This window comes from Amycolatopsis sp. NPDC051758 (assembly GCF_044453095.1).
Lineage (GTDB): Bacteria > Actinomycetota > Actinomycetes > Mycobacteriales > Pseudonocardiaceae > Amycolatopsis.
This window is the reverse complement of the sequence record NZ_JBITCJ010000002.1, coordinates 549,239-560,278: the sequence shown is the minus strand read 5'-3', so window position 1 is coordinate 560,278 and position 11,040 is coordinate 549,239. Positions and strand designations below refer to the sequence as shown.

Below are 11,040 nucleotides of genomic sequence, written 5' to 3'. Positions count from 1 at the left end.
ACCACCGTCATGACCACCGACGAGCGGACGCTCGAGTACTTCAAGCGGCTCACCGCCGAGCTGCGCGAGACGCGGCGCCGGCTGCAGGAGGCCGAGGACAGCGGCTCCGAGCCGCTGGCCGTGATCGGCATGGCCTGCCGGTACCCCGGCGGGGTCACCTCCCCGGAGGGGCTGTGGGACCTGGTCGCCGAGGGCGGCGACGGCATCACCGGCTTCCCGGCCGACCGCGGTTGGGACACCGAGGCGCTGTACCACCCGGACCCGGAGCACCGCGGCACCACCTACAGCGACCAGGGCGGGTTCCTGCACGACGCCGACGAGTTCGACGCGGGCTTCTTCGGCATCTCGCCGCGCGAAGCCCTGGCGATGGACCCGCAGCAGCGGCTGCTGCTGGAGGTCACCTGGGAGGCGTTCGAGCGCGCCGGGCTGGACACCGCCGCGCTCAAGGGCAGTGCCACCGGGGTGTTCGCCGGGGCCATGCGCAGTGAGTACGTCTCGGGGTTCGACGGCGCGTCCGAAGAGGTCGAAGGCTTCCTCGGCACCGGCTCGTCCAACAGCGTGCTGTCCGGCCGGCTCGCCTACACCCTCGGCCTGGAGGGCCCGGCCGTCACCATCGACACGGCGTGCTCGTCGTCGCTGGTCGCGGTGCACTTGGCGGCGCACGCGCTGCGGTCGGGGGAGTGCTCGCTCGCCCTGGCCGGCGGGGTCACGGTGATGGCCACACCGGAGACGTTCGTGGAGTTCTCCCGCCAGCGCGGGATGGCCCCGGACGGCCGGTGCAAGGCGTTCGCCGCGGGCGCCGACGGCACCGGCTGGTCCGAGGGCGCGGGCATGCTCCTGCTGGAGCGGCTGTCCGACGCGAAGCGCAACGGGCACCGGATCCTCGCCGTCATCCGCGGGTCCGCGGTCAACCAGGACGGCGCCTCCAACGGCCTCACCGCGCCCAACGGCCCCGCGCAGCAGCGGGTCATCCGGGCCGCGCTGGCCAACGCCAAGCTCACCGCGGCCGACGTCGACGCCGTCGAAGCCCACGGCACCGGCACCACGCTCGGTGACCCGATCGAGGCCCAGGCCCTGCTCGCCACCTACGGCCAGGAGCGCACCGAACCGCTGTGGCTCGGCTCGATCAAGTCGAACATCGGGCACACCCAGGCCGCGGCCGGCGCGGCCGGGATGATCAAGATGATCGAGGCGATGCGGCACGGTGTGCTGCCGTCGTCGCTGCACGTCGACGAGCCGTCGCCGCACGTCGACTGGGCGAGCGGGGCGGTGGAGCTGATCACCGAACGCCGGGAGTGGCCGGGTGCCGACCGCCCGCGTCGTGCCGGTGTCTCGTCCTTCGGGATGAGTGGCACCAACGCACACGTCATCCTCGAGCAGGCGCCCGAGACCGAAGAACCCGAAGCCGACCGGACGCCACCCGCCGTCCAGCCGTGGCTGCTGTCGGCTCGCGGCCCGGCCGCGCTCCAGGCCACCGCCCGCTCGCTGCTGTCCACGGTGGACGACGTCGACCCGCTGGACCTCGGCTGGTCCCTGGCTTCGACGCGGACCGCGCTGGAGACACGCGCCGCCGTGGTCGGCCGGACGGCCGAAGACCTCAAAGCCGGGCTGACCGCGCTCGCGAACGGCGAGCCCGCGCCGGGTGTGGTCACCGGCGAGCCGCTGCACGGCCGCACCGCGTTCCTGTTCTCCGGCATGGGCGCCCAGCGCTGCGGCATGGGCCGCGAGCTCTACGACAGCTTCCCCGCGTACCGCACCGCGTTCGACGACGCCTGTGCCGCCCTCGACACGCACCTCGACCGGCCGCTGGCCGAGATCGTCTTCGGTGCCGACCAGTCGCTGCTCGACCGGATGACCTACGCCCAGCCGGCGATGTTCGCCCTGCAGGTGGCGCTGTTCCGGCTGCTGGAGTCCTGGGGTGTCCGCCCCGACTACGTTGTCGGCCACTCGGCCGGCGAGCTGGGCGCCGCGTACGTCGCCGGCGTCTGGGACCTGGCCGACGCCGCCCGCATGATCACCGCCCGCGGCCGGCTGATGGAGGCGCAGCCGCCCGGCGGCGCGATGATCGGCATCCAGGCCACCGAGGAGGAGGTCACCGCCGAGCTGACCGACGGCCTGGCGATCGGCGCGCTCAACGCGCCCGACTCGATCGTCGTCTCCGGTGAAGAGGCTGCCGCCGAAGCGCTGGCCGCGAAGTTCGCCGAGCGTGGCCGCAAGACCAAGCGGCTCAACATCTCCCACGCGTCGCACTCGGCCCGGATGGACGGCATGCTCGCCGAGTACGGCGCGATCGCCGGGGAGATGACCTACCACGAGCCGTCGATCCCGGTGGTCTCCAACGTGACCGGCCGGCTCGCCGGACCGGACGAGGTCACCGTCCCCGGTTACTGGCCGCGGCACGTCCGCCGGCCGGTCCGGTTCGCCGACGGTGTCGAGTTCCTGCGTGGTGAAGGGGTTTCCCGGTTCGTCGAGATCGGGCCGGACTCGGTGCTGGCCGGGATGGCCGCCCGGACCCTGCCCGCCGAAGGGGTGCTGACGGTTCCCGTGCTGCGTCGCGACCGTCCCGAAGCCACCACCGCCATGGCCGTGCTGGCCGAGCTGCACGTGCGCGGCGCCCGTGTCGACTGGACGGCGTTCTACGCCGGCACCGGCGCCCGGATCGCCGACCTGCCCACCTACCCGTTCCAGCGCGACAGCTACTGGCTGCGCGGTGGCGGCGGTGCGGGCGACCCCGGCGGGCTGGGTCTCACCGACGCCGCCCACCCGCTGCTCGGCGCGGCCATGACGCTGGCCGACGGCGCCGGGATCGTGCTGACCGGCCGGATCTCCCCGGTCACCCACCCCTGGCTCACCGATCACGCCGTCGCGGGCACCGTCATCGTGCCCGGCACCGCGCTGGTCGAACTCGCCCTGCGCGCCGGGGACGAAGCCGGCTGCGCGCACCTGGAAGAGCTGACCCTGCGCGAGCCGATGGTCCTGGCCGGGGCGCTCGACGTCCAGGTCGCCGTGGCCGGGCCGGACGACACCGGCCGCCGCGCCGTCGCCATCTACTCCCGCGCCGGCGAAGGATCCTGGACGCTGCACGGCACCGGCACCCTGGCCCCGCTCGCCCCGGCCGCCGGGTTCGACCTGGCCCAGTGGCCGCCGCGCGAGGCGACCCCGATCGACCTCACCGACGTCTACCCGGCCTTCGCCGCCGCCGGCCTGGAGTACGGGCCGACCTTCCGCGGCCTCACCCACGCCTGGCGCCTCGGTGACGAGATCTTCGCCGAGACAGCGCTGCCCGAGGACGCCGGCAAGGCCGATGTCGAGCGGTTCGGCCTGCACCCGGCGCTGCTGGACGCGGGCCTGCACGCCATCGGCCTGCTCACCGGCGAAGGCGGCGGCGCGCAGCTGCCGTTCCTCTGGCAGGACGTCACCCTGCACGCGACCGGCGCTTCCCAGCTGCGGCTGCGGCTCAGCCGGGACGCCGCCGGCGCGGTCACCCTGCGCGCGGCCGACGGCACCGGCTCGCCGGTCGCCACCGTCGGCTCGCTGACCCTGCGCGAACTCACCGCGGGCCCGCTGGTCGCCCAGGCCGCGCCCGGCCTGGACGCGCTCTTCCGGCTCGACTGGGTCCCCGTCCCGGCCCCGGCGGACCCGGAGCCGGTCGGCTGGGCCTTCCATGGCCGCCTCGGCGGCGGGGACGTGCCACCGGTCGTCGTGCTGCCGGTGCTCACCGACGCGGCCGACGCCGCCGAGAGCGCGCGCCTCGCCACCCGCGAAGTCCTGGAAGTCCTGCAGCAGTGGTCGACCGAAGACCGCTTCGCCGACGCAAAACTCGTCATCGTCACCTCCGGCGCCACCAGCGGCCGGGTCGACCCGGCCGCCGCCGCGGTCTGGGGCCTCGGCCGCTCCGCGCAGAGCGAGCTGCCCGGCCGGGTGGTGCTCGTCGACAGTGACACCGGCGACCTGTCCGACACCGAGGTGGCCGCGGTCCTGGCCACCGGCGAACCCCAGCTGACCGTGCGCGACGGTGTCTTCTCGGCGCTGCGGCTCGGCCCGGTGCCCGGCCCCGACGAGCTGGCCCCGCCCGCCGAACCCGCGTGGCGCCTCGGCATGGCGGGCCGCGGCACCCTCGAGGAGCTGCGGCTGGAGCCGTGCCCGCAGGCCCTGGAACCCCTGGCGCCCGAGCACATCCGCATCGCCGTCTCGGCCGCCGGCCTCAACTTCCGCGACGCCCTCAACGTGCTCGGCATGTTCGACGGTGAGCCCGGCCCGCTCGGCAACGAGGTGGCCGGCTTCGTCCTGGAGGTCGGGTCCGATGTGGACGACCTCGCCCCGGGTGACCGGGTGATGGGCGTCGCGATCGGCGGCATCGGCACGATCACCACCGCACAGCGCTCGATGTGCGCGCGCATTCCGGAGAACTGGACGTTCGACGAAGCCGCGTCCGTGCCGCTGGTCTTCCTCACCGCCTACTTCGGGCTGAAGGAGCTGGCCGGGGTGCAGCCCGGCGAGTCGGTGCTGGTCCACGCCGGCGCCGGCGGGGTCGGCATGGCGGCGATCCAGATCGCCCGCCACCTCGGCGCCGAGGTCTACAGCACCGCGAGCCCCGGCAAGCAGCACGTGCTGCGTGAAGCCGGCCTCGACGACGCCCACATCGCCAACTCCCGGACCCTCGACTTCGAGCAGCAGTTCCTGGCCACCAGCGAAGGCCGCGGGGTCGACGTGGTGCTCGACGCGTTGACCGGCGACTTCGTGGACGCCTCGCTGCGGCTGCTGCCGCGCGGCGGCCGGTTCCTCGAGATGGGCAAGGCGGGTCTGCGTGATCCCGAAGAGGTCGCCGCGCAGCACCCCGGGGTGCACTACCGGCCGTACGACCTGATCGAGGCCGGGCCGGAGCAGTTTTCCCGCATGTGGGCCGAGGTCCTGGAGCTGTTCGCGGCCGGAACCTTCGAGCCGCTGCCGCGCCGCGTCTGGGACGTGCGCCGGGCGCCCGAGGCGTTCCGGCTGCTGAGCCAGGCCAAGCACATCGGCAAGCTGGTGCTGACCATCCCGCAGCGCCCGGACGGCACCGTCCTGATCACCGGTGGCACCGGCGGGCTCGGCGCGATGCTGGCCCGCCACCTGATCACCGAGCACGGCGTCGGCGACCTCGTGCTGACCAGCCGCCGTGGCCCGGACGCCCCGGGGGCGGCCGAACTGACCGAGGAGCTGACCGGGCTCGGCGCGACCGTCACCGTCTCCGCGTGTGACAGCTCCGACCGCGACGCCGTTGCCGCGCTGCTCGCCGGCATCCCGCGCCTGACCGGCGTCATCCACGCGGCCGGCGTCCTCGACGACGGCCCGATCGACACCCTGACCCCCGAGCGCCTCGACCGTGTCCTGTACCCCAAGGCCGACGCGGCCTGGCACCTGCACGAGCTGACCGCGGACCGCCCGCTGCGCTGGTTCGTGAACTTCTCCTCGGCCGCCGGTGTGCTCGGCAACCCGGGGCAGGGCAACTACGCCGCCGCCAACGCCTTCCTCGACGGGCTCGCCACGCGCCGCCGCGCCGACGGCCTGGCCGCGCAGTCCGTCGCCTGGGGCCTGTGGTCCGGCGGCATGCGCGGGGAGCTCGGCGACGCGGGTGAGGAACGCATGCGCCGCAGCGGGTTCCCGCCGATCGCGCCGGCCGACGGCCTGGCGATGTTCGACCGCGCGGTCGGCCTCGACCACGCCGTGCTGCTCGGCCTGAAGCTCGACCGCGCCACCGTGCGCGGCAGCGACGCCCCGATCTCGCCGCTGGTCCGCGCCCTGGTCGGCGGGTCCGCCCGCGCCAAGGCGAAGACGGCCACCGCCGAGCAGGCGGGGGAGCTGCGGCGCAAGCTCACCGGGCTGCCCGTCGCGGAGCAGGAGGAGCTGCTGCTGGACCTGGTGCGCCGCGAAGTCGCGCTGGTCCTGGGCCACGCGGACGCCGCGGGCATCGCCGCGACCCGCGCGTTCAACGAAATCGGCTTCGACTCGCTCACCGCGGTCGAGCTGCGCAACCGCCTCGGCGCCGCGACCGGCCTCCGGCTGCCCGCGACGCTCGTTTTCGACCACCCGACCCCCGCCGCGCTGAGCTCGTTCCTGCGCACCGAGGTGGTCGGGTCCGAGGAGCCGGTCCCGGCTGTGGTCACCCCCAGCGCGGCCGGGACCGGCACTCCCACCGACGACCCGGTCGTCATCGTCGGCATGGGCTGCCGCTACCCGGGCGGGGTCACCTCGCCGGGCGAGCTGTGGCAGCTGGTCGCCGAGGGCCGCGACGGTGTCGGCGACTTCCCGACCGACCGCGACTGGCCCCTCGACTCGCTGTTCCACCCGGACCCCGACCACCGCGGGACGACTTACGCGTCCGAAGGCGCCTTCCTGTACAACGCGGGCGACTTCGACCCGGAGTTCTTCGGCATCTCGCCGCGGGAAGCCCTGGCGATGGATCCTCAGCAGCGTCAGGTCCTGGAGACCACGTGGGAGGCCCTGGAGCGCGCGGGCATCAACCCGGCGACGCTGCGCGGCACCAGCACCGGTGTGTTCGCCGGCGCGCTGTCCAACGACTACGTCTCGCGGCTGAGCGCGATCCCCGAGCAGGTCGAGGGGTTCCTCGGCACGGCGTCGTTCAGCAGTGTCATCTCCGGCCGGGTCGCCTACGCGCTGGGCCTCGAAGGCCCGGCGGTGTCGGTGGACACGGCGTGCTCGTCGTCGCTGGTCGCCGTGCACCTCGCGGCCCAGTCCCTGCGGTCGGGGGAGTGCTCCCTGGCGCTGGCGGGCGGGGTCAACGTGATGGCTTCGCCGGACATGTTCGTCGAGTTCTCCCGTCAGCGCGGCCTCGCGCCGGACGGCCGGTGCAAGCCCTTCGCGGCCGCGGCCGACGGCACGAACTGGGCCGAAGGTGTCGGGATCCTCGTGCTCGAACGGCTTTCCGACGCGCGGCGGCACGGCCACCGGGTGCTGGCCGTGGTCGCCGGCTCGGCCGTCAACCAGGACGGTGCGTCCAACGGCCTCACCGCCCCGAACGGCCCGTCGCAGCAACGCGTGATCCGCGCGGCACTGGCGAACGCCGGGGTCGAGTCGGCAGGCGTGGACGTCGTCGAAGCGCACGGAACCGGGACACCGCTGGGTGACCCGATCGAGGCTCAGGCCCTGCTGGCCACCTACGGCCAGGACCGCGAGCGCCCGCTGCTGCTCGGCTCGGTGAAGTCCAACATCGGCCACACCCAGGCCGCCGCGGGTGTTGCCGGGATCATCAAGATGGTCGAGGCCATGCGCCGTGGTGTTGTCCCGGCGAGCCTGCACCTCGACGAGCCGAGCCCGCACGTCGACTGGGAAGCCGGCGACATCACCCTGCTGGCTTCGCAGGAAGCGTGGCCGGAGACCGGCCGCCCGCGCCGGTCCGGCGTCTCGTCGTTCGGCATCAGCGGCACCAACGCCCACGTGATCCTCGAACAGGCCCCCGCCGAAGCGGAGCCGGAGCCGGCGAAGCCGCTGCCGGTGCTCGCGTACCCGATCTCGGGCCGCACCCCGGCCGCCCTGGCCGCGCAGGCCGGCCGCCTGTTGTCCACTGTGGACGATCCGGCCGACGTCGGCTTCTCGCTGGCCACCACCCGCACCCAGCACGCACACCGTGCGGTGGCCGTCGGGGACGCGGCCGCCGGGCTGCAGGCCCTGGCCGACGGCGGGACGTCGGCGAACCTGGTCACCGGCGAGACCGCGCCGGGCCGGCTGGCCTTCCTGTTCACCGGCCAGGGCTCCCAGCGGGCCGGGATGGGCCGCGGCCTCTACGCCGCCTTCCCGGCATTCGCCGCGGCCTACGACAAGATCGCCGAACTGCTCCCGGCCGTGCGCGACGTCGACGACGCCGTCGCGCTCGGCCGGACCGGCCACGCCCAGCCCGCGATCTTCGCCCTCGAAGTGGCGCTCTACCGGCTCTACGAGTCCTGGGGCGTGCGGCCGGCGTTCGTCGCCGGGCACTCGATCGGCGAGATCGCCGCCGCCCACGTCGCCGGGGTGCTGTCCCTGGCGGACGCGGCGAAGCTGATCGAGGCGCGCGGCCGCCTGATGGAGGCGTTGCCCGAGGGTGGCGCGATGGTCGCCGTCCAGGCGTCGGAAGCCGAGATCGCGGAGTTCGGTGACGTGAGCATCGCCGCGGTCAACGGTCCGCAGGCCGTGGTGCTCTCCGGCGCCGAGGAACCGGTGCTGGCCGCCGCGGCGGCGCTGGAAGCCCGGGGCCGCAAGGTCAAGCGCCTCGACGTCTCGCACGCCTTCCACTCCGCGCTGATGGACCCGATGCTCGACGACTTCGCCGCCGTCGCGGGTGAACTGACCTACGCCGAGCCGTCGATCCCGGTGGTCTCCTCGCACCCCGACCTGACCGACCCGGCGCACTGGGTCCGGCACGTCCGGGAGCCGGTCCGGTTCGCCGACGCCGTCGCGACCCTGCAGTCCGAAGGCGTGACGACGTTCTTGGAGATCGGCCCGGACGCCGTGCTGTCGGCCATGGCGGCGGACGCGGGCACGGCGATCCCCGCCCTGCGCGCGGACCACGACGAGGCGACCACGGCCGTCACCGCCCTCGCGCGGCTGCACGTCCGCGGGGTCGACGTCGACTGGCCGGCGTTCTACGCCCCGGCCCGGCCGAAGGTGATCGACCTGCCCACCTACGCGTTCCAGCACGAGCGGTTCTGGCTGCGCGAGCCCGCCGTGGCCCGGGCCGCCGGCGGCCTCGGTCACCCGGTTCTGGCGAGCGCGGTCACGTCGGCCGGGGACGGTTCGGTGCTGTGCACCGGTGTCCTGCCCGCCGAGCCGTCGGACACGCTGCTCGTCGAGCTGGCCATCCGCGCCGGCGACGAGGCCGGCGCGGGCACCCTGGCCGAACTGGCCGTCGAGGCCCCGCTGACCGGGGACCGCGAGGTCCAGGTCGCCGTCGGGCCCGAAGCCGAGGGCAGGCGTCCGGTCTCGATCCACACCCGCACCGGCCGGGACTGGCAGCGGCACGCCACCGGCTTCCTGGTGAGCACTCCTGCCCCGGCGCCCGTCGCCGACGGCCCGCTCACGGAACTGACCGTGCCCGGCGCGTCCGACGACACCGCCCAGCTCTACGGCCTGCACCCCGAGCTGCTGGAGGTGCTGCTCGCCGAGCACGGCTGGCCGGCCGCGTGGCGGAACGTCACCCTGCACGCCACCGGCGCCACCACCGTCCGCGCGAGCCTGACCGACGGCAAGCTGGCCGTCTTCGACGTCTCCGGTGAACCGGTCCTGTCGGCTGAGATCACCTTCGGTGCGCGCCCGGCCGTCGCGGGCAGCGAGCAGGAACACCTGCACCGGCTGACCTGGACGCCCGTCACGCTCGGCACCGCCGAGACGGCATGGGCGCGTCGCGAAGACGTCGGCGACGAGGTACCGGCCGCGGTGGTGCTGGAACTGCCCGAATCGGACGACGTGGTCGTCACCGCGCTCACCGCCGTGCAGGAATGGCTCGGCGAGCCGAAGTTCGCCGAGAGCCGGCTGGTCGTGCTGACCGCCGGCGCGGTCGGACTGTCCGAAGAGGACGGTGCCGACCCCGCCGCGGCGGCGGTGTGGGGCCTGGTGCGCTCGGCGCAGTCCGAGCACCCGGACCGGTTCGTCCTGGTCGACGGCGACGGCGACACGACGGCCCTGGGCCGGGCGCTCGCCACCGGCGAAGGCCAGTTGCTGCTGCGCGACGGCCGGGCGTACACACCGAAGCTCGCGCCCGTCAGCGGCCCGGCCACCGAGGCGCCCGACCTGACCGGCGGCACCGTGCTCGTCACCGGCGGCACCGGCGGCCTCGGCGCCCACATCGCCCGGCACCTCGTGCGGGCGCACGGCGTCACGGACCTGGTGCTCACCAGCCGCCGCGGGCTCGACGCGCCCGGCGCGGCCGAGCTGGGCGAGGAACTCGGCGCCCGGGTCGTGGCCTGCGACGTCGCCGACCGCGGCGCGCTCGAAGCACTGCTCGCCGGGATCCCGCGCCTCACCGGAGTGGTGCACGCGGCGGGTGTCCTCGACGACGGCCTCGTCGAAGCCCAGACGCCGGAGCGCCTGGACACGGTCTTCGGCCCGAAGGCCGGCGCCGCCTGGCACCTGCACGAACTGACCAAGGGCCACGAGCTCGCCGCGTTTGTGCTGTTCTCCTCGGCCGCCGGGGTGCTCGGCAACGCCGGGCAGGGCAACTACGCCGCGGCCAACGCATTCCTCGACGGCCTGGCCGTGCACCGGCGGGCCCTCGGCCTCCCGGCCCGGTCCCTGGCCTGGGGCCGCTGGGCCGACGGCATGGGCGGTGCGCTCGACCCGGCGGCCGCACAACGGCTGAGCCGCACCGGTTTCCCCGCGCTGTCCCTCGAGGAGGGCCTCGCGCTGTTCGACCGGGCGCTGACCACCGACGTCGCCGCGCCGGTGCCGGTGAAGCTGGACCGGGCCGCGCTCGGTGCGGCGGCCGGAGCGGGCCTGCTCCCGCCGCTGCTGCGGGACCTGGCGCCCGCGGTGCGGCGCCGGGCCGCGGCCGCCGACGCCGGGCAGCTGCGCGACAAGCTCGCCGCGCAGGCCGGGCCGGAGCAGGAACGCACCCTGCTGGATCTGGTCCGCGGCCACGCCGCCACCGTGCTCGGGCACCCGGGTCCGGCTGCGATCGCCCCCGCCCGCGGTTTCCTCGACCTGGGCTTCGACTCGTTGACCGCGGTCGAGTTCCGGGCCGCCCTGGCCGCCGCGACCGGTCTCAGCCTGCCGGCGACGGTGGTCTTCGACTACCCGGCGCCGGACGCGCTGGCCAAGTACCTGCAGGCCGAGCTCGCCCCCGAGACCGGCCCCGGGGCCGCGGTGACCGAGCAGATCACCCGGCTCGAAGCCCTCCTCGACGGCGCCGACCCCGCCGACGCGGACATCGACAACCGGCTGAAGCGGCTGGTGTCGGCCTGGGCGGCCAAGAAACCCGCCCTCGCCACCGCCGACCTCGAAGCCGCGTCCCCGGACGACCTCCTCGCGCTGATCGACGACGAGTTCGGCCCGCGCTGACCGCCCTCCAGC

General features: G+C 74.8%; 1 protein-coding gene. It reads left to right on the top strand.

Annotated elements, in window-relative coordinates; all coding sequences use genetic code 11:
• Positions 1-9 precede the first annotated feature (9 nt).
• Positions 10-11,028, top strand: a complete 11,019-nt coding sequence (locus ACIA5G_RS11815) for an SDR family NAD(P)-dependent oxidoreductase (protein WP_395922623.1) — start codon at positions 10-12, stop codon at positions 11,026-11,028.
• Positions 11,029-11,040 lie beyond the last annotated feature (12 nt).